The 25,015-nt window shown below is 38.4% G+C and carries 28 protein-coding genes, 1 other RNA gene and 1 other annotated feature; of the genes, 24 read left to right on the top strand and 5 right to left on the bottom strand.

Annotated elements, in window-relative coordinates; all coding sequences use genetic code 11:
• Positions 1 to 105 precede the first annotated feature (105 nt).
• Complete coding sequence (locus tag ACESSZ_RS13655) at positions 106 to 1,278, bottom strand: helix-turn-helix domain-containing protein (RefSeq protein ID WP_499842845.1); 1,173 nt, start codon at positions 1,276 to 1,278, stop codon at positions 106 to 108.
• Positions 1,279 to 1,704: 426 nt separating this feature from the next.
• Here ACESSZ_RS13655 and agaB point away from each other — a divergent pair, with 426 nt between their 5' ends.
• The 3 genes from agaB (at position 1,705) to ACESSZ_RS13640 (ending at position 3,953) form a co-directional block, all read left to right on the top strand.
• Positions 1,705 to 2,181 carry a PTS galactosamine transporter subunit IIB gene (agaB, locus tag ACESSZ_RS13650; protein WP_008690597.1) on the top strand — a complete coding sequence of 159 codons (477 nt, stop codon included), beginning with the start codon at positions 1,705 to 1,707 and terminating at the stop codon, positions 2,179 to 2,181.
• Positions 2,182 to 2,248: 67 nt separating this feature from the next.
• Positions 2,249 to 3,055, top strand: a complete 807-nt coding sequence (locus ACESSZ_RS13645; RefSeq protein ID WP_117547974.1) for a PTS sugar transporter subunit IIC — start codon at positions 2,249 to 2,251, stop codon at positions 3,053 to 3,055.
• A complete protein-coding gene (locus tag ACESSZ_RS13640) occupies positions 3,045 to 3,953 on the top strand; it encodes a PTS system mannose/fructose/sorbose family transporter subunit IID (RefSeq protein WP_008690606.1) in 909 nt (302 codons plus the stop codon). The genes ACESSZ_RS13645 and ACESSZ_RS13640 overlap by 11 nt, the downstream gene beginning before the upstream one ends.
• Positions 3,954 to 4,178: 225 nt before the next feature.
• Here the strand turns inward: ACESSZ_RS13640 and ACESSZ_RS13635 are convergent, their stop codons facing one another.
• The 3 genes from ACESSZ_RS13635 to ACESSZ_RS13625 form a co-directional block, all read right to left on the bottom strand.
• Complete coding sequence (locus ACESSZ_RS13635; RefSeq protein ID WP_008690603.1) at positions 4,179 to 4,928, bottom strand: hypothetical protein; 750 nt, start codon at positions 4,926 to 4,928, stop codon at positions 4,179 to 4,181.
• Between the two features lie 348 nt (positions 4,929 to 5,276).
• On the bottom strand, positions 5,277 to 6,146 hold the full coding sequence (locus ACESSZ_RS13630; RefSeq protein WP_008690600.1) for a PTS system mannose/fructose/sorbose family transporter subunit IID: 870 nt from the start codon (positions 6,144 to 6,146) through the stop codon (positions 5,277 to 5,279).
• Positions 6,136 to 6,984, bottom strand: a complete 849-nt coding sequence (locus ACESSZ_RS13625; RefSeq protein WP_008690598.1) for a PTS mannose/fructose/sorbose/N-acetylgalactosamine transporter subunit IIC — start codon at positions 6,982 to 6,984, stop codon at positions 6,136 to 6,138. Before ACESSZ_RS13625 ends, ACESSZ_RS13630 begins: the two co-directional genes overlap by 11 nt.
• A gap of 219 nt (positions 6,985 to 7,203) precedes the next feature.
• On the opposite strand from ACESSZ_RS13625, the gene ACESSZ_RS13620 reads away from it, so the two are divergent.
• The gene (locus ACESSZ_RS13620; RefSeq protein ID WP_008690608.1) at positions 7,204 to 8,274 is read left to right on the top strand and encodes a tyrosine-type recombinase/integrase; all 1,071 of its coding nucleotides are present in this window, start codon (positions 7,204 to 7,206) and stop codon (positions 8,272 to 8,274) included.
• A gap of 40 nt (positions 8,275 to 8,314) precedes the next feature.
• Here ACESSZ_RS13620 and ACESSZ_RS13615 read toward each other — a convergent pair whose 3' ends face one another.
• Complete coding sequence (locus ACESSZ_RS13615; RefSeq protein ID WP_331866737.1) at positions 8,315 to 8,899, bottom strand: ATP-dependent Clp protease proteolytic subunit; 585 nt, start codon at positions 8,897 to 8,899, stop codon at positions 8,315 to 8,317.
• 144 nt (positions 8,900 to 9,043) lie between these two features.
• Here ACESSZ_RS13615 and ACESSZ_RS13610 point away from each other — a divergent pair, with 144 nt between their 5' ends.
• From ACESSZ_RS13610 to ACESSZ_RS13515, 20 genes are all read left to right on the top strand, one after another.
• Positions 9,044 to 10,657 carry a WG repeat-containing protein gene (locus tag ACESSZ_RS13610; RefSeq protein ID WP_331866738.1) on the top strand — a complete coding sequence of 538 codons (1,614 nt, stop codon included), beginning with the start codon at positions 9,044 to 9,046 and terminating at the stop codon, positions 10,655 to 10,657.
• Positions 10,658 to 10,913: 256 nt separating this feature from the next.
• Positions 10,914 to 11,927: a type I glyceraldehyde-3-phosphate dehydrogenase gene (gene gap / locus ACESSZ_RS13605; protein WP_008690611.1), complete on the top strand. Its 1,014-nt coding sequence runs from the start codon at positions 10,914 to 10,916 to the stop codon at positions 11,925 to 11,927.
• Positions 11,928 to 12,141: 214 nt separating this feature from the next.
• A complete protein-coding gene (locus tag ACESSZ_RS13600; protein ID WP_008978230.1) occupies positions 12,142 to 12,321 on the top strand; it encodes a hypothetical protein in 180 nt (59 codons plus the stop codon).
• Between the two features lie 33 nt (positions 12,322 to 12,354).
• Positions 12,355 to 12,563, top strand: a binding site (T-box leader).
• A gap of 35 nt (positions 12,564 to 12,598) precedes the next feature.
• Positions 12,599 to 13,936 (top strand): cysteine--tRNA ligase, encoded by a 1,338-nt coding sequence (gene cysS / locus ACESSZ_RS13595; RefSeq protein WP_331866739.1) that lies wholly within the window; start codon positions 12,599 to 12,601, stop codon positions 13,934 to 13,936.
• Positions 13,936 to 14,322, top strand: a complete 387-nt coding sequence (locus tag ACESSZ_RS13590; RefSeq protein ID WP_008690617.1) for a Mini-ribonuclease 3 — start codon at positions 13,936 to 13,938, stop codon at positions 14,320 to 14,322. The genes cysS and ACESSZ_RS13590 overlap by 1 nt, the downstream gene beginning before the upstream one ends.
• Positions 14,319 to 15,041, top strand: coding sequence for a 23S rRNA (guanosine(2251)-2'-O)-methyltransferase RlmB (rlmB, locus tag ACESSZ_RS13585; RefSeq protein ID WP_008690618.1), 723 nt, complete (start codon positions 14,319 to 14,321; stop codon positions 15,039 to 15,041). Before ACESSZ_RS13590 ends, rlmB begins: the two co-directional genes overlap by 4 nt.
• Positions 15,042 to 15,140: 99 nt before the next feature.
• On the top strand, positions 15,141 to 15,737 hold the full coding sequence (locus tag ACESSZ_RS13580) for an RNA polymerase sigma factor (protein ID WP_008690619.1): 597 nt from the start codon (positions 15,141 to 15,143) through the stop codon (positions 15,735 to 15,737).
• Positions 15,738 to 15,787: 50 nt separating this feature from the next.
• The gene (gene rpmG / locus ACESSZ_RS13575; RefSeq protein WP_008690620.1) at positions 15,788 to 15,937 is read left to right on the top strand and encodes a 50S ribosomal protein L33; all 150 of its coding nucleotides are present in this window, start codon (positions 15,788 to 15,790) and stop codon (positions 15,935 to 15,937) included.
• Positions 15,938 to 15,948: 11 nt separating this feature from the next.
• Positions 15,949 to 16,125 carry a preprotein translocase subunit SecE gene (secE, locus tag ACESSZ_RS13570; protein ID WP_008690621.1) on the top strand — a complete coding sequence of 59 codons (177 nt, stop codon included), beginning with the start codon at positions 15,949 to 15,951 and terminating at the stop codon, positions 16,123 to 16,125.
• A 10-nt stretch (positions 16,126 to 16,135) separates the two neighbouring features.
• Positions 16,136 to 16,687, top strand: coding sequence for a transcription termination/antitermination protein NusG (gene nusG, locus ACESSZ_RS13565; protein WP_008690622.1), 552 nt, complete (start codon positions 16,136 to 16,138; stop codon positions 16,685 to 16,687).
• Positions 16,688 to 16,967: 280 nt separating this feature from the next.
• Entirely contained in the window at positions 16,968 to 17,159 is a 192-nt protein-coding gene (locus ACESSZ_RS13560) for a hypothetical protein (RefSeq protein ID WP_008690624.1), read from the top strand.
• A 57-nt stretch (positions 17,160 to 17,216) separates the two neighbouring features.
• The gene (locus ACESSZ_RS13555) at positions 17,217 to 17,975 is read left to right on the top strand and encodes an HAD-IIA family hydrolase (RefSeq protein WP_008690625.1); all 759 of its coding nucleotides are present in this window, start codon (positions 17,217 to 17,219) and stop codon (positions 17,973 to 17,975) included.
• Positions 17,976 to 18,068: 93 nt separating this feature from the next.
• Positions 18,069 to 19,367 carry a phosphopyruvate hydratase gene (gene eno / locus ACESSZ_RS13550; protein WP_008690626.1) on the top strand — a complete coding sequence of 433 codons (1,299 nt, stop codon included), beginning with the start codon at positions 18,069 to 18,071 and terminating at the stop codon, positions 19,365 to 19,367.
• A gap of 271 nt (positions 19,368 to 19,638) precedes the next feature.
• Complete coding sequence (gene secG, locus ACESSZ_RS13545; protein ID WP_008690627.1) at positions 19,639 to 19,869, top strand: preprotein translocase subunit SecG; 231 nt, start codon at positions 19,639 to 19,641, stop codon at positions 19,867 to 19,869.
• A gap of 133 nt (positions 19,870 to 20,002) precedes the next feature.
• Entirely contained in the window at positions 20,003 to 22,120 is a 2,118-nt protein-coding gene (rnr, locus tag ACESSZ_RS13540; protein WP_008690628.1) for a ribonuclease R, read from the top strand.
• Between the two features lie 44 nt (positions 22,121 to 22,164).
• Positions 22,165 to 22,623 carry an SsrA-binding protein SmpB gene (gene smpB / locus ACESSZ_RS13535; protein ID WP_008690629.1) on the top strand — a complete coding sequence of 153 codons (459 nt, stop codon included), beginning with the start codon at positions 22,165 to 22,167 and terminating at the stop codon, positions 22,621 to 22,623.
• Between the two features lie 50 nt (positions 22,624 to 22,673).
• Positions 22,674 to 23,054, top strand: a transfer-messenger RNA (tmRNA) gene (gene ssrA / locus ACESSZ_RS13530).
• 248 nt (positions 23,055 to 23,302) lie between these two features.
• Positions 23,303 to 23,860 (top strand): dihydrofolate reductase family protein, encoded by a 558-nt coding sequence (locus tag ACESSZ_RS13525; protein ID WP_008690630.1) that lies wholly within the window; start codon positions 23,303 to 23,305, stop codon positions 23,858 to 23,860.
• 111 nt (positions 23,861 to 23,971) lie between these two features.
• Positions 23,972 to 24,388 carry a pyridoxamine 5'-phosphate oxidase family protein gene (locus ACESSZ_RS13520; RefSeq protein WP_008690631.1) on the top strand — a complete coding sequence of 139 codons (417 nt, stop codon included), beginning with the start codon at positions 23,972 to 23,974 and terminating at the stop codon, positions 24,386 to 24,388.
• A gap of 179 nt (positions 24,389 to 24,567) precedes the next feature.
• A complete protein-coding gene (locus tag ACESSZ_RS13515; RefSeq protein ID WP_499842844.1) occupies positions 24,568 to 24,963 on the top strand; it encodes an NAD-dependent epimerase/dehydratase family protein in 396 nt (131 codons plus the stop codon).
• Positions 24,964 to 25,015: the final 52 nt, after the last annotated feature.

The raw sequence follows: 25,015 nt of genomic DNA, 5'->3' as shown, positions 1-25,015 counted from the left end.
CATTTTCCTTATCATCTTTTCTGTATATATTAAAAAGACCATCAACTAACTCATTTGAGTTTGTCGACAGTCTGAAACCGCATGCAATGCGGTTTTTTTCATGCTTTAATTGTAAATGGTTTTTGCATAATCTGTTGGTGTAATACCGAATTGTTGTTTGAATTTGCGAGAAAAATAATGAATTGAGGTAAATCCCAACATACTGGATATCTCACTGATCGTATATACACTCTCTTTGATTAATAGTTTGCTTTTCTTTAATTTTAAATCACTGATATATTGTTTAGGTGCCGTTCCTAGGTTGTTTTTAAATAACGTTTGCAGACTGGAACGTGATATGGAGAAACGATTACAAATTTCTTCAATGGTTAATTGTTCATAAATCGTATCGTTGATATAAATGACAATTTCATTCAGTAATTCATTTTCAAAGCGCTGCTGCATAGGGGTAGATGCTACCGGAGAACTGGATAAGAAATCATATTGTAGGATTTTAATCAATAATTCTTTTATATAACAAATCATCAATTCACTGTCATAAAGCATTTCATTATTAGAAACCTTGATGAAATTATTCAGGGCATTGTGAATATCACGATGAGCGTGATAAACACGATTTGTAATTAAATAAGAATCCGGAATGTCCATATCAAAGAGGATCGTTAAGTAACTGCATGACTGGGCATCTCCTGTTTTTTGTGTGTGAAACTGTCCCGGCGCATATAAAATCAGATCCATTTCGTCTAAACGATATTCTTCATCATCAACAGTTGTTGCTAGTTCTCCATTATCAATAAAAGTGAGTTCCCAATAATTATGTTGTTCACCGGGAAAGGTGTAGCTGGCATTGCGTACCTGATAGTAATAACCAAGGATTTCTTTTACGGAAAAGGTTGGAATGATTGGTTCATAACTGATAGGATTTCCATCATATGTTTTTACATAGGTCTTTTTCGCTTTGAAATCAGTTTCTAATTCAACCTTGGAGGTCTGGGTGATCGTGATGAAATTAAACTTCACACCTTTTTTTATTTTAATAAAGCGGTGGATGACAAAACGTTCAAATTCTTTTGCTTTTTCATCTTTGCTGACTACGAGCATGACGATACCCGATAATACCTTCACATACACATCACTATTATATGTATAATAAGATGTGAATTCTTTATCCTTCAATTTTAATACAGAGTGTGTCATTTTGATGCTTTGACGGCGAGTCAAATCATTTACGATTTCCCCATATTTGTTAAAAATAAAACTAGTTGTTTTGTTAAACATGAGAAGTTCACCTCTTTTATGAATAGTATAGCAAATTTTGTGCATCCAGAAAAGAAATTAATGAGAAAAGAATATGGATAAAAATGTGAGAGAAACTCGCCTGTTTTATGTAAGTGTTTACATTATGTGATAATCGATGAATAAAATGTCATATGTCAATTACTTTTATCACATTTTTCCCAAAAGTAAGTACGTATGTAAATTTTTGCGAAATGTATGGATATTTCTGATTATTTGCATTAATTAGTAGATGAAAATGGGCGTAATTGCTAAAAAGTGCAAAATCACTAATAAAAAGTGTAAAGAAATCACATCCATTTTGGCATAAAATCTAAGTGAACTGAAAGGGTTTACGTAGCGCATTCACCTCATCATAAAGCGCTGCCGCTAGTTCATGTTTAAACAGATAGAAAGGAGAGAGCAAACATGCCAGATATCGTTTTAACACGAATCGACAACCGTCTGATTCACGGACAGGTTGCAACACAGTGGTGTGGAGTCGTTGGAGCTAACTTATTATTAGTGGCAAACGATGCCGTAGCAGGTGATGAATTCCGTCAGGGTCTGATGAATATGGCTGCACCAGCTTATGCACAGACAAGATACTTCAGTATCGAAAAGACAATCAACATCATCGGTAAAGCTAGCCCACAGCAGCACATCGCTATCATCTGTGAAACTCCACAGGATGTACTAAGATTAGTAGAGGGTGGAGTTCCTATTAAGAAAGTAAACATTGGAAACATGCACATGGCAGAAGGTAAACGTCAGGTTGCTACTTCTGTTGCTGTTAATGATGACGATGTTGCAACTTTCAAAAAACTGCAGGACTTGGGTGTTGAACTGGAAATCAAACGAGTTCCAGATATTGCTGCAGAACCAATTGATAAATTATTTAAATAATAATTTAACGAGAATTTATTACAAAAGTGTTGTTTAATGAAAAATTAAATAATGGAAGGAGAAACTTATGGACTTCAATATTATTGAATGTGTACTGCTGGCCATTGTAACGTTCATCTTTGCAATTGACCAGTTCTCATTAACAGAAATCGTATACCGTCCAATTATCGCTTGTCCTATCATCGGCCTGATCCTTGGAGATGTAAACATGGGTCTTGTTATCGGTGGTACTTACGAGTTGATGATGATCGGTAACATGCCAGTTGGTGGAGCTCAGCCACCTAACGCCGTATTAGGTAGCGTTGTTGCTATGATCTTCGCGGTTAAGGCACACATGGATACAAACGCTGCATTAGGTGCTTGTATGATCTTCGCTACTTTCGGACAGTATGTAGTAACTGTAATGTTCACTATCATGTCTGGATTAATGGCTAAAGCTGACAAAGCTGCTGCTGAAGCTAATCCTAAAGGAATTACTGCTGTATTGAACATCTCTATGGCTGGTTTAGGCGGATTGTTTGCATTAATCGCAATCGTTGCTTATAGTGCTGGAGTTGGTATGTCAGATACATTGACTGAAATCTCTAAGAACGCTAGCTGGTTCATGGGTGGTTTAGGTGCTGCCGGTGGTATGATGCGTTTCGTTGGTTTCGCAATCCTGCTGAAAATTATGCTTTCTAACGATTTGTGGGGCTACCTGCTTGCAGGTTTCGCATTCGCATTGATCCTTGGAAACATTCCTGCAACTTCATCAGCTGCTCTGATCTTAGTTGCATTCATCGGTATCGCTATTGCATTGAATGACTTCTTAACAACATCAAAAATTAAAGAAAACGCTGGAAGCGGAATGGGAGGTATGAGTGATGGAATCTAATGCTATGACAACTTATAAAGACACTACCCCTGCTGCCAGAGTCGATAACAAAACATTAAATAAAATGGTATGGCGCTCTATGCAGCTGCAGGCAGCTTTCAACTATGAAAGAATGCAATCAGCTGGATGGCTGTGGGCTATGTTACCAGGTTTGCAGAAAATTCATACAAACAAAGATGATTTAGCTGCATCCATGACACACAACATGGACTTCTTGAACACTCACCCATTCGCAGTAACATTCGTTATGGGTATGGTTCTTTCTATGGAACAGCAGAAAATGGATATTCAGACAATTCGTTCTGTACGTATCTCTACTGCAGCTCCTTTAGGTGGTATCGGTGACGCATTGTTCTGGTATACACTGATTCCTATCACTGCTGGTATGACTGCTAACATGGCAATCGACGGCAACATGATGGGACCAATCCTGTACTTCATCATCGCATTTGGTGCTGAAATGGCATTGCGTTATGGTTTAATGTACTGGTCTTATAACTTAGGTACAAAAGCTGTATCTATGATGACTGCTCATGCAAAAGAATTCACTCATGCAGCTTCTCTGCTTGGTGTATTCGTTGTAGGTGCTTTGATTTCTAACTATGGTGGCGGAACTCACTTAGGTATCTCTATCCCTAACGGACAGACTGTTGCTGAAGACGGAAAAACTATGGTTGACGTATTCATTAACATTCAGGAATACTTAGATAAGATCCTGCCTTGCTTAATTCCATTACTGTTCACTTTGATGTGCTACTTCTTGATCAAGAAGAAAAACTGGACTCCTACAAAATGTATCGGTTTATTCTTGGTTATCGGTATCGTTGGAGCTATCTTCGGTATCTGGGGTGGCGATTACACACCATTAGTACCAGTACCTTGGAATGTAGTTGCTTAATCTAAATTAAAATAGTAGATGGTGCTCTCTCAAACTAATAACTCTATCTACATTTGAGTTTAAAGGTCATTCGCAAGAATGGCCTTTTCTCATGCCAAGAACGGGCTTTGTTCTTTCTTACGATGTTGCATAGTGAACTCAATACGTTGAAACAAAAAGAAAAAACGTACCTTAGTAAGATACGTCAATTCTACGTCTATTCCATTGATGTAGGTGGTAAGAGAACTATTTAGCATCTTTTTTAGGAACCATACGATATCTTTCTACCATATCAATATCGGTATGAATTGCTACATCAGCTTTTCCATAATGCAAATAGGAGGAATTTCCATAAGTATCAATATACTGTTTGGCATCATCATAAAATAGATAAGATTCAGCCGTTTCAAAATTAAATAATGCATTATCGAAAGCATGCAATGCTTCTTCGATGGCATTTTCATGAAAGCATAATTTACCTTTTAAATAATATAATAAACCGGCATGGAAATCAGCACTTCGTATCTTGCAGATGTATTCATCAAGGGCAGTAATATCATGCAGACTGTTCTCTAATAATATTTGATAGGCGAGATCTGCTATTTGCAAGGTTTGTTCATCAGCACACGCATGCAATGCTTGTTGGTAGGCATTCGCAAACTCCGTATGCTTGCATCGTAAACTGTGGTAATACCAAGGCTCTAATACACTTGCTGGATCTCCTTTTTTATATTGTGTGTGGGCAATCTTTGCAATCTGTTCTAGAAATTCGTTCTTTTTGCCTGCCATGAAATAAGCTTTCATCAGTAAACGATCTTTTTCCAAGGGGGATAATAATTTCTCAGCACCAGCGCCATTTAAGAGTTCTAAGGCATGCTGGTAATCTGCTCTTTGAAATGCTCCCTGTATGGCGATGATAGGAAACTGTTTGATGCGCCGATAGGTAAACCAGGCAACACCGCCACAGATTATGATAATGATACTTGCGGCACTCATAATAACACCTCTACTTTATTGTTTTCATTATAGCATGAATCACAAATATTTCGACTTTTTTCGAATCGTATATTTACAATTTCACAACTATAAGTGTATAGTAACTGTGTGTGATAATGTAGTCAATTCATTTTGACACCTCCTTTTGATTCAAAAGAAATCAAAAGGTTTTTTTATTACCTTTAATGAAATAGAACCATCTTCATAACTTACGATAACCTAATACATATAGGAACATCTTCCCTCTACATTAACATAGGAATGAAAAAACAGGTCACCCAAGTGGATGACCTGCATACAGATATCAATTGTACCTGTTTTAAGGTTTGAGAGAGCAATATTACTATTTTATGCGTGCCAAGGAACTGGAATTAATGCCGTATAAGCACCACCAGTTGCCCATACACCAAACATACATCCTACGATACCGATTACTAACAGCAGAACGATACATTTGATTGGTGTCCATTTTTTCTTCAACAGAGCATAGCACATTAAAGTTAATGCCAAAGGAATTACTTTAGGCAGGATAGAGTCTAACTGACCCTGTACATTTGTAGTTAATCCGCCTGAAGAGAAGACGATTTCTAAAGAAGTAGAACCCATGTTAGAAATCAAAGCACCAACGATGAAGATACCCATAACAGATGCAGCATGTGTAAATTCTTTCGCATGTTTTGTTAAAGAAGCTACAGCTGACATACCTAAGTTATAAGACCAATACATCAAAGCGAAACGTAAAGCCATCTGTGCACCGAATACGATAACGAAGAACAGAATTGGTCCTAAGATATTTCCATTCTGTGCCTGGATAGCTGTAACACCAGCAACGATAGGTACAAATGTATACCAGAACAATGCGTCACCGATACCACCTAATGGAGCTGCAGTAGAGATACGTACAGAACGAATTGTCTGAATATCCATCTTCTGCTGTTCCATTGATAATACAATACCCATTACGAAGGTTACCAAGTAAGGGTGTGTATTAATGAAGTCCATATTGTGTGTCATAGATGCAGCTAAGTCATCTTTGTTTGTATGAATTTTCTGCAAACCAGGTAACATAGCCCACAGCCATCCACTGGACTGCATTCTTTCATAGTTGAAACTTGCCTGCAGCATGGTAGACATCCAAACCATTTTATTTAATGTTTTTTTGTCAACTTTAGGAGCAGGTGTAAGATCTTTATATGTTGTCATTGTATTAGATTCCATCACTCATACCTCCTGCATTGCTACCAGCATTTTCTTTAATCTTAATATTGATCATGAAGTCGTAAATTGCGATACAGATACCAATGAATGCCAGCAATAATAATGCAACACCACTCATTGTTCCACTAGCAGCTACACTACCAGCTTCTGCATTAAATGCAAAGCCTGTAGGGATGTAGCTTAAGATGATTGCAGAAGCGAAACCTGCAAGCAGGAAGCCCCACAGATCGCTTGCCATCATGATCTTCATCAGGATAGCGAAACCGACAAACTTCATCATACCACCAGCAGCTGTTAAACCTGCTGTAAACCAAGAGTAATCTGTAGCAATCTGCTGCAGAGTGTCAGCCATAGCTGTTCCACCAACATAGCACAGGATAGAAATAACAGCGAACAGTGTTCCCAGGATTACCATTGAAATGTAGTTAACCTGTGCAATTCCCTTAGGATTTGCTTCTGCAGCTGCTTTATCAGCTTTTGACATAAGACCAGCCATGAATGTAAATACTAACGTAACAACATACTGACCGAAGATTGAGAAGATAACAGCTGTACCTAAAGCAGCATTAACTTCCATGTTAGCTTTGATAGCTAAGATACATCCGGCAACACCAGCGATGATTACGTTAGGTGGCTGAGCTCCACCAACTGGCATGTTACCGATAACCATGATTTCATACGTTCCACCAACTAAAAGACCGATTTCCATATTACCTAAGATTGCACCGATAATAGTACAAGAGATAATTGGACGATACAGTGTTTCAGTCAGAGAGAATTGGTCAATCGCAAAGATAAAGGTTACGACTGCCAACAAGATAATTTGAATAATATCCATGATAAATCTCCCTTCTGTTTAAGCGAATTCTTATTTAAGTAATTTATGAATGAGGTATAAAAAGTAAAAAATGGCTTGAAATTAAGGGATATTATGATTTTTATAGACTTGTGAAAGTGTTAGCTACGTGTTAGTAACGCTATAAGAAAGCGTTGCTTTCATGTGCATAACATAGTAAGGTTAATATGTAAAGGGAATAAGTATAAGAAGGTGTTGAAGATGAGCGGTAACTATGGCATCAAAAAGGCGAATGGCATGGGGAGTGTCTATCGCCTGCAAGGAAACCGACGAAAACCATGGGTCGCTTGTGTAACCATTTCATTGCGTCACAGCAATGATGCTGGTTATAAACAAAAGCGCAAGATCATTGGGTATTACGAAACACAGGAGATGGCGGAATTTTCACTTTGGAACTATAACAAGAATCCGGTATTATTTGAGGAAATTCAAAAGCTTGGGACAATTACGTTTGAAACGATTTATCAGGAATGGTCAAGTATGAAGTTTCGCTGTATCTCACAAAATGCCATCAATGGCTATAAGGCAGCGTATGCCAAATGTGAACCCATCTGGCATTGCAAGTTATCAGAGTTAAAGACCATTCACTTTCAGCGAATCATGGATGAAAGTGAATTATCTGTGGCTAGTGATCTGAAATTAAAATCACTGATGGTTTTAGTATGCGAATATGCCGTACAAAACGATATCATAAACAAGAATTATGCAAAATATGTCACGATCAATAAGAAAGAACGGCCACCGGAAATTCATAAGCCGTTTAGTGAAAAAGAGATTGAGGTATTGTTTGCACATGATAATATACCGTTTGTGGATACGATTCTGATTATGATCTACACGGGATTTCGGGTCAGCGAATTGTTTCAGATCAAGACCAAAGATGTTGATTTACAGAATTTGACAATCCGCGGTGGGAATAAAACGGAAGCCGGTAAAAATCGTGTCGTACCAATTCATGAGCGGATCCAGGATTATGTATTAAACTATTACAATATGGGAAATGAATATCTAATTTGTGATTTAGAAACAGGGGCGAAGATCAATTACCATGCCTATCGTAACAATTACTTCGATAAGATCATGAATATGCTGGATATGAATCATTTGCCTCATGATTGTCGCCATACCTTTGCGACAAGGCTGTCAAACTTTGGTGCGAATGCGACAAGTATCAAGCGCTTGATTGGTCATACCTCCTATGCGACAACAGAAAAAATCTATACGCATAAGGATATTGGTCAATTGCGAAGGGCTATTTTCTCCTTAAAATAATGTTAGCTACATGTTAGCTATCCAACAAAAACGACTCTCTTTAATGAGAGCCGTTTTCTATGACGGTATCAATTAAGCCATAAGCCTTTGCGCTTATCGCATCCATATAATAATCACGGTCACAGTCTTTCTTAATGGTGGCAACAGGTTGTCCACACTGACTGCTTAAAATATGATATAAGCGTTGTTTCAATTGATTGATATGTTGCGCGGCGATTTCCATATCTTTTGCCTGCCCTTGCATACCGCCAAGCGGCTGATGAATCATAATTTCAGCATTTTGTAAGGCACTGCGTTTTCCTTTTTCCCCTGCACATAGTAAAACTGCTGCCATACTGGCACACATGCCCATGCCAATTGTGGCAATTTCACAGGAAATATACTTCATCACATCATAAATGGCTAAACCGGCACTGACACTTCCTCCGGGTGAATTGATATACATTTGAATCGGATCTTTACTGATACTTGCCAAATATAACAGCTGCGCACAAATACTGCTGCTCATGGCATCATCAATTTCCCCTGTTAATATGATAATACGCTCTTTTAATAAGCAAGAATATAAGTCATATACACGTTCACTTGCGGCATTGCGTTCAATGATGGTAGGAACGATCACCATAACATCACTCCAATCTGTCTGTATATAAGTATGCGCGAAGCAAAAGGTTTAATACTTTTTCCTTATACTTTCTTAAATCCATATGGAAATGTAAAACGTCGCAGAAGGAAATGTGCTACAATGAACAAAAGGAGAAAAGCGGGTATGAAGAAAATAGGGATGTGTTTTTTAAGTTTGTTATTGTTGTGTGGCTGTCAACAGCATAGTACAAAACAAAAGCAGGTAAAGCAAAAGGATACCATCGTTTTGGGATATGTGAACAGTGATGGATATATGAAAGTGAAGCAAAAGGGGAAATATGGCTTTATGAATAAGCAAAAACAAGTGATGATTCCTTGTGAATATGATTTGATAACACAGGAAAAAGACGTGTATATTGCGCAAAAAGATGGCAAGTATGGCGTGATTGATAAACAGAATCAAATCTTGTTGCCTGTGGAATATGAACGTATTCTCTATGCTTATGATAGTGGATATTTCTTTGCTCGGAAACAGGAAAAGACGATGGTGTTTGATAAGGATGGCCAGAAACATAAAACGATAGATGCGCGTTTGGTGAAACAATCATTCCACGATCCGATTGTATGGATGGAGCAGGGGAATAAAAGTGCCATCTTTGATACGAAGGGTAATCAGAAAACAAAGTTCCTGTATGATAAGATAAAGCGTTTTCCGGATATTCAAACCTATGCGAAACATGCGTATACGATAGGGTATAAGAATGGATTGGCCGCTATCTTGAATGAAGAAGGAAAACCATGCAGTGCATTTGTGTATGAGCAGCTGCGCCCTTTGAATTACGGTTCTTTCAATGATAAATTTAGTGGGTATTATCAGGCAGTCCGTGATGGGAAAAGTGGCATCATCAATACACGTGGAGATGTCGTTGTGCAGTTTCTATATGATGCCTGTGATAAGGATGCGGATGGAAATCTCTTTCATGCTTTCGATTATATAGAGGGTGTCGGCTTTCAAGTGGTGAAGGATGGCCATTATGGCATCCTAACATTACAAGGAAAGACCTTAATTCCTTGTGTTGCACGTGTGCAAAAGGATGCTTCTATGAAGGTTATTGGAATCGATGAAAAAGGCTTTTGGGTGGATAAAGAAGATACGACAGCGTATTTTACTAAGGAAGGCAAAGCATATTTGGAAGTGAAAGGTCATGGAGATGGTTTTCAAAATGGGTATGCCATTGTGCGTGAGGCAGGGCTTAGCCGGGTGATCAATGAAAAAGGGGAAACGCTAAAGCAGGGGAAGGCGCATGATGAAATGTCACGCGTTGGCAGGCTGTTTCAGCATTGTACACATGCGGTATGTACGCTGTACGATATGAAGGGAGAAAAGGTGCTGCAAGGAGATGTGGATGAAAGCTTTGTGTATTTGGATGGTGAACCGGAAGGGGTACTGGTGAAGGAATCGCCTTTGACGGAAGGAATTCATACAACATCAACCGTATACGATTTGCAAGGCAAGAAGCGAACACAGTTTGCGGGCATTAGCAGTGGATCTATGTATGGAGTCTTATATAAAAATCATTTTGCTTTCTTTACACGCCAGGGTTATGGCAAAACAGGAAAGATGGGATTGCTGAGCATGGATGGCAAGCATGAAATCACACCACGTTATGCTGCGATTGGAGAACAGGATGATTATTATATCGGACGTTATGCGGATGGGCGCAGTGAATTGATTGAGAAAGATACATTGACCATCATTTTGCAGATGGATAAGGATGTAGAACTTTCTTTGACGTAGACGATATATTTACGAATAGTTGTATTTAACGATGTATGGAAATGAAAAAACACAAGCTTTTATGTGCATATCCACTTGTCCATTTCCATGTTTTCAAGGTTAGCGAAGAATGTAAAGGCTTGCAGAAATGGGAATTTTGAAACAAGCAGAAAAAGCTTAGGAAGGGCTGTAAAAAAGTGTATAAGTGAAAGAATTGTCAATTGACAAGAGAAAGGATAATACGTATAATAAGGGTGTTAAAAGGAGGACTTTGAAGATGACAGTAAAAGTTGCTATTAATGGATTCGGACGTATCGGACGTCTGGCATTCAGACAAATGTTTGGAGCTGAAGGATATGAAGTAGTTGCAATCAACGACTTAACTTCTCCTGATATGCTGGCTCACTTATTAAAATACGACTCAACACAGGGACGTTATGAAAAAGCTGATACAGTAGTAGCTGGTGAAAAATCAATCACAGTTGATGGAAAAGAAATCACTATCTATGCTGAAGCTGATGCTAAAAACCTGCCTTGGGGAGAATTAGGTGTTGACGTAGTATTAGAATGTACAGGATTCTATACATCAAAAGCGAAAGCAATGGCTCACATCGAAGCTGGTGCTCGTAAAGTTGTTATCTCTGCTCCTGCAGGAAATGACTTACCTACAGTTGTTTACAACACAAACCACGATGTATTGAAACCAGAAGATACAGTTATCTCTGCTGCTTCTTGTACAACAAACTGCTTAGCTCCTATGGCAAAAGCATTAAATGACTTAGCTCCTATCCAGAGCGGTATCATGTCAACCATTCACGCTTACACTGGTGATCAGATGACATTAGACGGACCTCAGAGAAAAGGTGACAAACGTCGTTCTCGTGCAGCTGCAGTAAACATCGTACCTAACTCTACAGGTGCTGCAAAAGCTATCGGTTTGGTAATCCCTGAACTGAACGGTAAATTAATCGGTTCTGCTCAGCGTGTTCCAACTCCTACAGGATCAACTACTATCTTAGTTGCTGTTGTTAAGGGTAAAGTTACGGTTGATGAAATCAACGCTGCTATGAAAGCTGCTGCTAACGAATCTTTCGGTTACAACACTGACCCAATCGTATCTAGCGATATCATCGGTATGCGTTTTGGATCTCTGTTCGATGCTACTCAGACAATGGCTATCGAAATGGAAGATGGAAATACTCAGGTACAGGTTGTATCTTGGTATGATAACGAAAACTCTTACACTAGCCAGATGGTTAGAACAATCAAATACTTCTCTGAATTAGCTTAATTCAAGTATTGTAAGAACTTAAATAGGATTGTGGCTTAATGCTGCAGTCCTTTTTTGCTGTCTTCCTTTTTTTACACATATGAGCCTAGCTTGTCTACTGGTGATTTCGTCTTAGAACTCTATGAAAACCATGATAAATATTATAAATGTTGAGGAAAGCACTTTTTAAATATTGTGAAAAGGTGTAAACTATAAGCATTCGGAGGTGAGATGGATGGCATTACGCACGAAATTAAATACCAATGATGAAGGAGAAACAAACGAACTTGATGATTTGGATGAACTTGATGCTGTCTATGTGAATAAACTAAAAGAAAGCAGCATCCAAGAAGATCTATTGGAACAGTTCAAAGATATTACGAAGCTTTTAGATGAACAAAAAGGGAAGAGTTAGTATTGAACTCTGGCCTTAAGCTTGTTATACTATAAAAAACTGATGACAAAGGATGAGTACTTGATACCATTGTGGCATAGCGATTTCTGGATGGTGGAAGCAGAAAGCATAAGGTAACAGGGAATGCCCCTTTGAGGGATTTTTCGATAAGTAGAAAAATACGTGACACGGCGTTATACGTGAAGAGTGGAAAAGCATATTTCAAGCAAAGTGGAACCGCGTCTAAGATAGGCGTCTTTGCAGTCGAAGTGCTTTTTTTATTGCTAGGAGGTAAGTTATGAAGCTATTCAATAGTATGAATCAGACGATCGAAGAGTTTAAACCAATCCATGAACATGAGGTCAATATGTACGTATGTGGCCCTACCGTATATAATTATCCTCATATAGGAAATGCCCGCCCCATCGTTGTTTTTGACACACTGAAAAGAACGTTTCAGGCATTAGGATATAAGGTGAAAATGGTGTCAAATTATACCGACGTAGATGATAAAATCATCAAAGTCGCAAAAGAATGTGGAGTTAGTGAAAAAGAGATTACGGAAAAATTTATCAAAGCCTATAACGACGATCGTCTGGCATTGCATGCCATGATGCCAGATGCAGCGCCAAGGGTTACAGAAACGATGGATGCCATTATTGCCTTTATTGAACTGTTAGTGAAAAAAGGTCATGCCTATGAAATTGATGGAGATGTGTATTTTCGTGTCAACAGTGTGGAAACCTATGGGAAGCTGTCAAATCAACAAATCGATGATTTGATGGTGGGAGCGCGTATCGATGAAAACAGCAAGAAAGAAAATCCTTTGGATTTCACCTTGTGGAAACGTACGGATGAGGGCATACAATGGAATTCCCCATGGTCCGTTGGAAGACCTGGATGGCATACAGAGTGTGTTGTCATGATCAATAAGGAATTTCATGGAGAGCATACAATTGATATTCACGGCGGTGGTATGGATCTGAAATTCCCACATCATGAAAATGAGATTGCACAATCAAGAGCGGCTTATGAAACACCGATTGCGAACTATTGGATTCACAATGGAATGGTGAATATCGACGGTGAAAAAATGAGTAAGTCACTAGGAAATGTCATTTGGGCTAAAGACATGATTGAAAAGATTGGCGGCAATGTATTACGCTGGGTATTCTTATCGGCACACTATCGCAGCCCTCTGAATATTAACGAAGAGGCCATTGAGACAGCGAAGAAGGAATTGCAAAAGGTACAGACTTCTTTAAAACAGGCGTATGTAAAGCTAGCTCTTGCGGATGTGGAGATTACAGATGAAGCAGAAGATACTTTGCTTACCCCATTCATGGATGCAATGCAGGATGATATGAATACGCCAAATGCCTTTGCAGCTTTGTTTGAGACAGTGAAAGTCTTAAATCAGACGATTCGCCAGCGGGAAGTTGATTTGACTTTCTTGCAAAGAATTGTCAAAACAGTGGAAACGATGTTGGATGTGTTAGGAATTGAAAATAACCGCTTGATCTTATCCGATGAGGATAAAGAATTGCATCACAAGTGGAAAGCTGCAGTGAAGGAAAAAGATTTTGCTACGGCCGATGACTATCGTGCGCGCCTTATCGAAAAGGGTATTCTGTAATGGAAATACAGGAGTATAATGGCACTTCCTTGGCTTACATGGGAGATGCTGTGATGTCACTGTATGTAAGAGAGCTGCTATTATCGAAAGGTTATCAGAAATCCAAAGACTTACAAAAATTCAGTGAGGCATGGGTCAGTGCCAAAGCACAGGCAGGATTTTTGAATCAATTAGAAACCGAGGGCTTTTTTACAGAAGAAGAATGGGCTATTGTCTTACGTGGCAGAAATACCAATCCTAAAAGTAAGGCAAAAAATGCGGATGTTATCACTTATCGCAAAGCTACCGGCTTAGAAGCTGTTTTTGGCTGGCTGTATCTGATGAAAAAAGAAGAACGGCTTTTACAGCTATGGCAACGCATTGTTGCATTAGGAGATGTAAAATGACACAATATGTATATGGTAAAAATGTAGTAAAACAGTTGCTGCAGGAGGATAAAAAAATCTATGAGATCCTAATGGCAGAAGGTATGCGAGATACAGCTTTAGAAAAGCTTATCAAGGAGCATAAGATCACATGTAAGATTTTACCGCGTAAAAAAATGGATGGTATGTTACAGGGAAATCATCAGGGAATCGCTGCAAAAATTGATGACTATAAGACATATGAATTATTGGAATTGTTAGAAAGCATACCCAAAGGTAAAATGCCTTTGTTCGTGATGTTGGATGGTTTGGAAGATCCCCATAATTTGGGAGCAATCTTACGTACCTGTGATTGTGTTGGGGTGGATGGTGTCATTATTGGTAAACATCGCAATGTTGGCTTAACCCCGACGGTGGCAAAAGTCAGTACCGGAGCCATTGATACGGTAAAGGTCGCCATGGTGACAAACCTGGCACAATCCATTAAATATTTAAAGAAACAGGGGTTTTGGATTGTTGGTACTGATTTCGAAAATTCTCGCGATTATCGCGAAGGGCAATACGATGTACCACTCGTAATAGTTGTGGGTAGTGAAGGCTTTGGCATCAGTTCTTTGGTAAAGAAAAACTGTGATTATTGTGTACGACTTCCTATGGAAGGGGTTGTAACCAGTTTGAATGCCAGTGTTGCCTGCGGCATTTTGTTGTATGAAATCTACAACCAAAGACATCCTTTATAAATACTTACTTCAATAGCATGCAGGAAGAAGTATGTCCTATTGTATATCGTATATGATAAATAACGTAATCCTTTTCCATGCTCTCACGAGGAGGGTATTATGGAAAACACCAATCGTAAAAATGATTATGAGCTTCTTTATATGTATCGGCAAATGGAAGATGTCACATTGCATCTTTTCATACAGAACTATAGCGTAAAAGTTTGGCGAATGATTCATCAGCATAGCACTGGGATGAATCAGCGAAATCGTGAAGAGTTATATCAATTGTGCATGATTAAACTTGCAGAAGCAATTGACTCCTATCAGATGGATAAACAAAGCTCCTTTGCTACTTATTACATGAAAATTGTGAAGCATGTAATTCTTGATTATGTGAAAAAGCAAGCGCGCTATCAGAGTCATATAGATGAATTTACTATGTTATATGGATTTGAAGTCTGTGATGAAAGTGGTCATTATCTCAGGGAAGGAAATGAAGCATTTCCACATGCCAAAAAAGAACTGCAGAATGAACAATTGCGACAGCTGTTAAGCGAATCAAAAGTTATTCTTAAAGAGAGGGAATATCAAATCCTTGCTATGCGTATGCAGGGATATACTTATAAAGAAATTGCGGAAAAGATGCATTTATCGCGTAATACCATAGATTATATGGTGCGAAAACTGCGTAAGCAAAAAGATGGAATTGACTAAGACAAGACTTTATGATAAAGTTAATAAGCAAAGAAAGAGGTGTTTTTTTCATGAGCGATAAAGTAATTCTCACCTGCACCGAATGTCTTTCTCGAAACTATACAACTACAAAAAACAAGAAAACGCATAATGAGCGTATTGAATTGAAAAAGTTTTGTAAGAAGTGTGGCAAGCATACGATACATAAAGAAACAAAATAAGGAGGTTTCTTATGAAGTGGTTCAGTATTAATGGTATTTTAACCGAAATGAAACGAATTCGCTGGCCGAAGGGCAAAGATTTGGCAAAAGACAGTGCGACGGTCATCGCATTTACAGCTGTTTTAGGATTGTTTTTCTTCCTATGTCAGGTTGCATCATCCGGCTTTTTGAAATTAATTGGAATGTAGGAGGCAAGACATGGCAGAAGAACAGAAAAAACAATGGTATGTGGTAAATACATATGCCGGACATGAAAACCGTGTTAAGGAAAATCTGGAGCGTCGTGTTGAAACCATGGGCTTGCAGGATTTTCTGTTTCGCATCGTTGTAGCAGAGGAAAAAGAGATCGAATATAAAAATGGCAAAGAAGTTGAAAAGACCAAAAATCCTTTCAGCGGCTATTTATTCGTAGAAATGATCATGACAGATGAGGCATGGTATATTGTACGTAACACACCGGGAGTTACCGGATTTATCGGATCCAGTGGTGGTGGAGCTAAGCCTTTCCCTGTTGCCGAAGATGAAATGGAAGCAATTCTGCGACGTCTTGGCATGAGTGAGCGTAAAGTACAGATTGACTTTGCTGTAGGAGATCGTGTTCGTATCTTAAGTGGTGCTTTTGCGAATTCCGAAGGAACGGTGGAAGAGTTACACGAGGATTCCCAAACAGCTATCGTCTTATTGATTTTATTTGGACGTGAAACGCCAACTGAAATCAGTTATGGTGACTTAGAAAAAGTAGAGCTGTAAAACAGATGTAAATAGTCTTGAAACCAATCTGGTTTTGAGGCTTTTTTTATTTGGATGAAAATGGCTTTGTTGTATAACAAAGCGGATAAACATGCAAAGCAAAACATAAGATGTCAGCCGTTTATAATAAGTGAATCACAATATATGGGTAGTATATGATACGGTTTAAAGATGGTAACCTGTTGATAAATTTGATAAAAACATAAAAAAATGGTTTTCTTCCGCAATCTGACAAAATTAGCAGTAATGTCTTTCTATACTGTAAGCAGGAAGTGATAATATGAGGGAACGCATTGGAATCATTCTGGGTATCAGTGGCATCCTTCTGCTGATTGAGCCAAGCATCAATCAACAGCAATTATATGGTTACCTTTCTTACATAGCAGAACACTACTGGCCGGTAGGACTGATTCTTGCAGGTATGATTCTAATCAATCCAGGAAAACGAAAAACACGCAGCAGAAACAGATAACGCTTGCTTTCCCAGTAGGATATGCTTTACTATTATGGGTAAGAAAGCAGGGATAAGATGAAGAAAACGTATTTAATTGATCTCGATGGAACAATGTATCGGGGAACTTTATTGATCGAAGGTGCTATGCACTTCGTTCATGAATTAATCAAACGCAAGGAAGAATTTTACTTTTTAACGAATAATGCCAAACGCACAAAACGCCAAAATGTAGAACATATGGAACGCATGGGATATTGCGGTATCAAGGAAGAACATTTTTTCACTAGTGCTATGGCTGCAGCTATCTATGCCCGTAAGCATTATGAAGGCAGAAGAGCATATTATATCGGACAGGATGGTTTACGAGAAGCTCTGGAGGATGAAGGGTTTACCATTGATGATACAAACGCTGATTTTGTTTTTGTCGGCTTAGATACTTCCGGAACTTATGAAAAATATTCCAAAGCTTTAAAGCTGCTTTTAAATGGCGCCAAGCTGATTGGGACAAATGATGATCGCATACTGGCACAGCCGGATGGTTTTTCCATTGGAAATGGTTCTGTTGTGGCTATGTTTGAATATGCAACACAACAAAAAAGTCCCAAAATTGGTAAGCCTCATGATACGATTTTGGAAGAAGCTTTAGACTTTTTACATAAAAAGAAAGAGGATGTGATACTCATCGGTGATAATCTGGAAACAGATATTCTGTTAGGTGTACGCAATCAGGTTGAAACCATTTTTGTGACAACCGGCGTTCATCAAAGAGAGGATATTGATCGATTAGGTATTCATCCTACGCATATCGTAGATGATTTACAGGAATTGTTATAGAAATATGTGAAATTTAGTTAGATTGAGCAAACTTCTTTCTTTGTACAGTTCCTGGTGTTATACTGAGAATAGATAATAAAGGAGGACAAAATTATGTCTGTTATTGTTGATGTACACGCAAGAGAAGTTCTCGATTCTCGAGGAAATCCTACCATAGAAGTTGAGGTGGAAACGGTCAGTGGAGCATTTGGCCGTGCCATTGTACCAAGTGGTGCCAGCACCGGAGAGCGTGAAGCCTTAGAGTTACGCGATGGTGATAAGAATCGCTTTAATGGCAAAGGTGTCATGACTGCCGTAAACAATGTGAATGAAATCTTGGCAGATGTGGTGATTGGTTTGGATGTTACTGATCAGGCGGCAATTGATAAAGCTTTGATTGAAGCTGATGGTACAAAGGATAAGTCTAAATATGGTGCAAATGCCATCCTAGGTATTTCCTTAGCGGTTGCCCATGCTGCGGCTAACTTTTATGGATTGCCATTATATCGTTACTTAGGCGGTATTCATGCGAAAACATTGCCAGTGCCAATGATGAATGTCTTAAATGGAGGAAGTCATGCGGATTCTTCGGTAGATTTCCAGGAGTTTATGATTATGCCGGTTGGTGCTAAAAGTATGAAAGAGGCAATTCAAATGGGTGCTGAAACTTTCCATGCCTTGAAAAAAGTATTAAAGGAAAAAGGCCAAGTAACAGCTGTTGGTGATGAAGGTGGTTTCGCACCGAATCTGGAAGATAACGAAGCGCCATTGAAAGCTATTATGGAGGCAATCAAAGCTGCTGGTTATAAGGCCGGAGAAGATATTTGCATTGCTATGGATGTTGCGGCTAGTGAATTCTACAACACGGAAACGAAAATGTATGATTTGAAAAAATCAGGTCAGGGTTCTAAAACAACCGATGAGATGATTGCCTGGTATGATGAACTGGTAGAAAAATATCCGATTATTTCGATTGAAGATGGCTTAGGCGAACGTGATTGGGATGGCTGGAAGAAACTGACGGAGCATTTAGGCAAGAAAATCCAGTTGGTTGGTGATGATTTATATGTAACAAATCCGGCAATCTTACAGGAAGGTATTGATAAAGATATCGCTAATTCCATTTTGATCAAGGTAAACCAGATTGGCACATTGACGGAAACCTTTGATGCTATGGAGCTGGCTAAGAAACATGGGTATACGGCAGTTGTATCCCATCGAAGCGGTGAAACTGAAGATACGACGATTGCCGATATTGCAGTGGCATTCAATGCCGGTCAGATTAAGACTGGTTCTATGTCAAGAACTGATCGTATTGCCAAATATAATCAATTGCTTCGTATTGAAGAAGAGTTGGGTGATGTAGCAGTATTTCCTGGGAAATCTGCCTTCTATAATATTTACAAACATTAAATAAGTACTTAATGGAACACTGCGAAAGGATATCATGAATTCTTAAACAGTGTTCCTTTCCTTTAAAGCGTTCTTAGATGTTATCTTATTGTAGTATCTGGTAGTTCATTACGTTCAAACAAGAAATGTGTGATATCACGTATGTGAGCATTTCTCATGAAACAATCTGCCCTTGCTTGCATGTATCTTAAATATTTTCGAAACAATATTGTAATTATTAGCATTGTTTGCTATACTAGTAAGGTATCGAGAAATAGGAAGGAGGACTATCATGGGCATTTTAGAAATACTATTAATGATTGCATCGGTCATTTTGATAATACTCTCCTTATTACAAAGCGGAAAGTCAGATGGTCTTGGAAGTGCATTTGGTGGAAGTGATGGATTGAATCTGTTTGCCAATGTCAAAGAAAGAGGATCTGAAAAAATCATATCTAATGTTACTATGGTAACAGGAATTATCTTTTTCGCTCTTGTTATAATTATCCGTATTTTAGACTAAGACCGTGCAAGGTCTTTTTTTATGAAGTTCCGCAAATTGTTAAGATCTAGATAAAATGCGCTATCATATTTATGAAATAAGCGTGGAATGGTATACTATAACTATAAGTTCATAATGAAAAGGAGGGCAAATAATGAGCAAAAAAGAAGAACTACTCGCCCTGATCAAACAAAACGATTATCGTGGTATGGATGTGAAACAATTATCCAGGATGATCCAAATGGAAGATAGTGTTGCCTTCACAGAATTGATGAAATTATTAAACGATTTGGAAGCTGCACGTATTATTGCCAGAGATGAGCGACATCGCTATTTCCTTAGTGAAAAACTAGGGTATGTGAGTGGTACGCTGCGTATAAATCCGAAAGGCTTTGGCTTTGTGGAAACAGCGGATGACAGTTACTATATAGCCAGAGAACGATTGGGTTTCGGTATGGATCGAGATGTTGTATATGCCAGAACATGGACCAATAATGATAAAAGTGTAGAGGGTGAAGTGGTCGAAGTCATTTCACATAGCGTCACGCATATCGTGGGGGTAGTAAAAATCAAAGAAGGATCAAAGTATTTCTTACCTGATTCTTATTTAAACAATCGTAAAATCAAAATTACGAATTATGATGATTTTAAATTGGTGAATGATTCTAAAGTTCTGCTTCATATTGATAGTTATGGAACGGTTTTAAAATGTCATATTGAAAAGGAAATCGGTTATAAATATGATCCGGGGATTGATATTTTAAGTATCTTACTTGAAAAAGATATCGTTCCTGAATTCAATGAAAAAGTGAAAGCAGAAGTAGCTGGCATAAAAGAAGAAGTGGACGTAAATGAATTGAAGAATCGTGAGGATTTGCGTAAGCTGTTGACAATTACTATAGATGGGGAAGATGCCAGAGATTTAGATGATGCCATCAGTATTGAGAAGATAGAAAAAGGCTATCGTCTTTATGTGCATATTGCGGATGTTTCCTATTATGTACAAGAAAATACGGCGCTTGATAAAGAGGCTTATCATCGGGGGACTTCAGTATATGTGGTAGATCGCGTCGTACCGATGTTGCCTCACGCGTTATGCAATGGCATTTGTTCCTTAAATCCCCATGTGGATCGCTTAACCATAACTTGTATGATGGAAATAGATCGTACAGGCAATGTAATGAATTATCGTATCTTTCCTAGTGTGATCAATAGCAATGAGCGAATGACCTATACGAATGTGAATAAGATATTATCCGGTGATGCTAAAACACAAAAAGCTTATCCTCATTTGTTAAAGATGTGCTTAGATATGAAGGTTTTGGCTGGAATCATTCGCAGACGCAGAGAAGGACTTGGCGCCATTGATTTTGATAGCAGAGAGGCTAAAATTCTGGTTGATGAAAAAGGGAAACCAAAAGATATCGTCTTACGTGAGCGTGGAGAAGCAGAGCGCATCATTGAAGATTTTATGATAGCGGCAAATGAAACTGTAGCCACGCATATGAAATGGCTGGAAACGCCATCGATGTATCGTATTCACGAAGCTCCTGAACCTAAGAAAATGCGGGAGTTTGCACGTATTGCGAAAACATTGGGATATACGTTTAAGGGAGGTATCCAAGACGTACATCCAAAACAGCTACAGGCTTTATTAGATGAAGCCAGAGGACAGGATAATTATTTCGTGTTATCCAGTTTCATGTTAAGAAGCATGCAGAAAGCGCGCTATGATAATCGTTGTTTGGGACATTTCGGACTGGGCTTAAAGGAGTATTTGCATTTTACATCACCGATTCGCCGCTATCCGGATTTGATCGTACATCGCATGCTGCGAAAATATATCTTTACATCATCTGAAGATGTAGATAAAATGAAACAGGATGAACAATGGTGTGAACAGGCAGCCATTCAGGCAAGTGAGCGTGAGCGTAATGCTGTGGATGCCGAACGAACCGTAGATGATATGAAAAAGGCTGAGTATATGGAAAACTATATCGGACAGCGTTTTGCAGGAGTCATCAGTGGTATTACTAAGTTTGGAATGTTTGTTGAGCTGGATAATACGGTAGAAGGCTTGGTGCATATCTCATCCATGGAAGATGATTATTATCATTATGATGAAGTGAGTCACAGTCTAATTGGTGAGCATACGGCAAATGTGTATCGCATGGGACAAAAAGTCCAGGTTAGATGTATTGATGCAAATCGGTTTAAACGTGAAGTTGATTTTGCATTGTTAACAAAAAAGAGGGGAAAAAGGGGCCGTTAAAGGCATATCTTTTGTTCCTTGACATAAACTAAAGAGGTGAAGCTATGACAGCTGGTAGAAAAGTAATCGTATTTAATCGGAAAGCATCCCACGAATATTTTCTGGAAGATCGTTTTGAGGCCGGTTTGGTGTTACAGGGTACGGAAATTAAAGCGATTCGTAAGGGGCATGCCCAGATCAAAGATGCATATATCAGTTTTACGAACAATGAGGCTTTTATCAAAGAAATGCATATCCCGGAATATGAATTCGGCAATCGTTTTAATCACGATGAAACGCGTATCCGTAAGCTGTTGCTGCATAAGAGTGAAATTATAAAGCTGCAACAAAAGGTGAAGTTAAAGGGCTATACGGTGATTCCTATCTCATTATATTTGGAAAAGGGAAAAGCTAAAATGGAAATTGTCTTAGCAAAAGGTAAAGATTTGCATGATAAGCGAAATGTTCAGAAAGAAAAAGATGCGAAACGTGAAATTGAAAAAGCTTTAAAAAACCAATATTAGGACAGTTGTAGTTTGCGGTATTTTGTGGTAAACTACAACTACCTAAAACCGGGGGTGTACTGGTTTCGACAGGGATACGCTTGGTACAGACGGCAGTCGAGTGGTTACGTAATAACCAATTAAATTTAAACGGAAAAACTAAATTAGCTAACATCTTTGGTGCAAACCAGAGAATGGCTTTTGCTGCTTAATAACCGACATAGGTTCGCAGCTGCCGCTAGTATGTTGTCCTTTGGCATACTAGATGAGCATCTCATTCACGAAGGATAAGGTTCAATTCTAGTTCAAGGGATTGATCACGAAAATAAATTGAACACCTTCAATAGGAGCTGTCCATTGTTACCTGTTGAATATTGGTAATGGACTAAACTGTAGATGTCTGTACGTGGGGCTGTTTCTGGACGCGAGTTCAACTCTCGCCACCTCCACCATATATAAGGTTAACGATATGTTGATTCCGTAATGGATATGCAAGATATCGTTTTTTTAAATTGTAAGGGAACCGATAGCTTTGATGAAAAAGCTTAAAATAATGTGACTTATCAAGCCTTTAATGTTTGCTTATGGAAATCCAAAAGAAGAACAGCTTCCTTAATATGTTGTTTACATTATCATCCATCACCTTATAAACAGCCTATAATTTGCCATACTAGAAAAGACAATGAAAGGCGGTTATGTTATGCGTAAAACAATTCTTTTTATCGCTATGAGTTTAGATGGATTCATCGCTGATAAAAATGGCAAAGTTTTTTGGTTAGCAGGGGAGGATGCCAATCAAAATGATATGATTACATATGAAACCTTTATCCAAGGTGTAGATACTGTCATTATGGGGGCAAATACGTATCATCAGCTACGTACTGAAATATCACCAAAACAATGGATATATCCTACTCTTACCAGTTATATCATTACACATCAAACTGAAGCGTCTACTGAAAAGATAAGGTTCACTATGGAAGATCCTGTGGCATTGATAAGACATTTAAAAACACAACTGGGAAAAGATATCTGGATTTGTGGTGGTGCATCCATTGTGAATCAAATCATGCAAGCCGACAGCATTGATCGATATCATATCAATGTTATTCCTACTCTTCTAGGTACAGGCATACGATTGTTTCATAACACGGATATTGAAAGAAAATTAACTTTGTTGCATACACAAAGCTATAACGGTATCGTTGATCTGGTATATGAACGAAGAACTGCATCTTCCTCTTTTGATGTAAAATAGATTTATGCGAATCTTCCTCATGAAAGAAGATTGATTTTATGAAAAGCAATAAAACGATTGCTTAACAAATGACTTTCAGGTAAAGTGTAGATATATGAGGAGGCGTTATGTATGCGCGATAAAGTAAAAACGATCGGGAACCTAATTGATAAACAAAGTGTATCTTTCATCAGTTCAGTTGATGAGAAAGGATTTCCTAACACGAAGGCGATGTTGCCGCCACGTAAAAGAGAAGGTATCAAAGTGTTCTATTTTACAACCAATACATCTTCGATGCGTGTAGAGCAGTATCGAAAGAATGATAAAGCGTGTATTTATTTTTGTGATAAACGTTTTTTTCGCGGTGTCATGCTGATAGGAAAAATGGAAGTGTTGGAAGATGCCGTTTCGAAAGAAATGATCTGGCAAGAAAACGATACGATGTATTATCCGCAAGGTGTAAGTGATCCTGATTATTGTGTGCTTCGTTTTACGGCAGAAAGTGGTCGGTTTTATAGTAATTTTTCATCTGAAACATTTGAAATATGATTTTCTGATGCAATATCGCATGAGAAAATGTAGGATTTGTAAAAGCATTGTAAAAGAGTAGTACAGTGCTTTTCATAGCGTTATAATATAAGAGAGAGATTTGCATATTCACAACTTCATTTCGTTTTTCACATACCGTAAAGGTTGGCGCAGAAAATGATGGAAAGAAGTGTGAGTTTATGAAAAAAACAATCTTACTAACAGGAGCAAACGGACATTTGGGAAAAGCCATCCTGCAGGAACTTCATGAAACATCTTATGAAATACGTGCGCTTATCATGCCGCAGGATCATGCAACTGATGATAGTCATGTACATTATTATAAAGGAGATGTCTTAGAATCGGATAGTTTGCTTCCCTTTTTTGCGAACTTACAAGATAAAGAAGTGTATCTATTGCATGCCGCAGGGATTGTTGATATTCAAAGAAAAGTATCCACTAAACTTTATGATGTGAATGTCTTAGGCACAAAAACGATGCTGCAATTCGCAAAGCAATATCATATAAAGCGTTTCTTATACACCAGCTCTGTACATGCTATACCCGAAAAAACGGTGCGAGACGTTTCTACTTGAAAAGAGTAGACACTGCACAATCAATTAAAATTGTGTTGGAGAACTGAACACG

This window comes from Eubacterium sp. 3_1_31, assembly GCF_964249515.1.
Lineage (GTDB): Bacteria > Bacillota_I > Bacilli_A > Erysipelotrichales > Erysipelotrichaceae > Longicatena > Longicatena caecimuris.
The sequence above is the reverse complement of the archived record's forward strand: the minus strand, read 5'-3'. Positions and strand labels throughout refer to the sequence as shown.

Excerpts from the sequence above, each read along its gene's own strand:
- ACESSZ_RS13655 (WP_499842845.1), bottom strand. The coding sequence starts at position 1,278 with ATGTTTAACAAAACAACTAGTTTTATTTTTAACAAATATGGGGAAATC.
- agaB (WP_008690597.1), top strand. The coding sequence starts at position 1,705 with ATGCCAGATATCGTTTTAACACGAATCGACAACCGTCTGATTCACGGA.
- ACESSZ_RS13645 (WP_117547974.1), top strand. The coding sequence starts at position 2,249 with ATGGACTTCAATATTATTGAATGTGTACTGCTGGCCATTGTAACGTTC.
- ACESSZ_RS13640 (WP_008690606.1), top strand. The coding sequence starts at position 3,045 with ATGGAATCTAATGCTATGACAACTTATAAAGACACTACCCCTGCTGCC.
- ACESSZ_RS13635 (WP_008690603.1), bottom strand. The coding sequence starts at position 4,928 with ATGAGTGCCGCAAGTATCATTATCATAATCTGTGGCGGTGTTGCCTGG.
- ACESSZ_RS13630 (WP_008690600.1), bottom strand. The coding sequence starts at position 6,146 with ATGGAATCTAATACAATGACAACATATAAAGATCTTACACCTGCTCCT.
- ACESSZ_RS13625 (WP_008690598.1), bottom strand. The coding sequence starts at position 6,984 with ATGGATATTATTCAAATTATCTTGTTGGCAGTCGTAACCTTTATCTTT.
- ACESSZ_RS13620 (WP_008690608.1), top strand. The coding sequence starts at position 7,204 with ATGAGCGGTAACTATGGCATCAAAAAGGCGAATGGCATGGGGAGTGTC.
- ACESSZ_RS13615 (WP_331866737.1), bottom strand. The coding sequence starts at position 8,899 with ATGGTGATCGTTCCTACCATCATTGAACGCAATGCCGCAAGTGAACGT.
- ACESSZ_RS13610 (WP_331866738.1), top strand. The coding sequence starts at position 9,044 with ATGAAGAAAATAGGGATGTGTTTTTTAAGTTTGTTATTGTTGTGTGGC.
- gap (WP_008690611.1), top strand. The coding sequence starts at position 10,914 with ATGACAGTAAAAGTTGCTATTAATGGATTCGGACGTATCGGACGTCTG.
- ACESSZ_RS13600 (WP_008978230.1), top strand. The coding sequence starts at position 12,142 with ATGGCATTACGCACGAAATTAAATACCAATGATGAAGGAGAAACAAAC.
- cysS (WP_331866739.1), top strand. The coding sequence starts at position 12,599 with ATGAAGCTATTCAATAGTATGAATCAGACGATCGAAGAGTTTAAACCA.
- ACESSZ_RS13590 (WP_008690617.1), top strand. The coding sequence starts at position 13,936 with ATGGAAATACAGGAGTATAATGGCACTTCCTTGGCTTACATGGGAGAT.
- rlmB (WP_008690618.1), top strand. The coding sequence starts at position 14,319 with ATGACACAATATGTATATGGTAAAAATGTAGTAAAACAGTTGCTGCAG.
- ACESSZ_RS13580 (WP_008690619.1), top strand. The coding sequence starts at position 15,141 with ATGGAAAACACCAATCGTAAAAATGATTATGAGCTTCTTTATATGTAT.
- rpmG (WP_008690620.1), top strand. The coding sequence starts at position 15,788 with ATGAGCGATAAAGTAATTCTCACCTGCACCGAATGTCTTTCTCGAAAC.
- secE (WP_008690621.1), top strand. The coding sequence starts at position 15,949 with ATGAAGTGGTTCAGTATTAATGGTATTTTAACCGAAATGAAACGAATT.
- nusG (WP_008690622.1), top strand. The coding sequence starts at position 16,136 with ATGGCAGAAGAACAGAAAAAACAATGGTATGTGGTAAATACATATGCC.
- ACESSZ_RS13560 (WP_008690624.1), top strand. The coding sequence starts at position 16,968 with ATGAGGGAACGCATTGGAATCATTCTGGGTATCAGTGGCATCCTTCTG.
- ACESSZ_RS13555 (WP_008690625.1), top strand. The coding sequence starts at position 17,217 with ATGAAGAAAACGTATTTAATTGATCTCGATGGAACAATGTATCGGGGA.
- eno (WP_008690626.1), top strand. The coding sequence starts at position 18,069 with ATGTCTGTTATTGTTGATGTACACGCAAGAGAAGTTCTCGATTCTCGA.
- secG (WP_008690627.1), top strand. The coding sequence starts at position 19,639 with ATGGGCATTTTAGAAATACTATTAATGATTGCATCGGTCATTTTGATA.
- rnr (WP_008690628.1), top strand. The coding sequence starts at position 20,003 with ATGAGCAAAAAAGAAGAACTACTCGCCCTGATCAAACAAAACGATTAT.
- smpB (WP_008690629.1), top strand. The coding sequence starts at position 22,165 with ATGACAGCTGGTAGAAAAGTAATCGTATTTAATCGGAAAGCATCCCAC.
- ACESSZ_RS13525 (WP_008690630.1), top strand. The coding sequence starts at position 23,303 with ATGCGTAAAACAATTCTTTTTATCGCTATGAGTTTAGATGGATTCATC.
- ACESSZ_RS13520 (WP_008690631.1), top strand. The coding sequence starts at position 23,972 with ATGCGCGATAAAGTAAAAACGATCGGGAACCTAATTGATAAACAAAGT.
- ACESSZ_RS13515 (WP_499842844.1), top strand. The coding sequence starts at position 24,568 with ATGAAAAAAACAATCTTACTAACAGGAGCAAACGGACATTTGGGAAAA.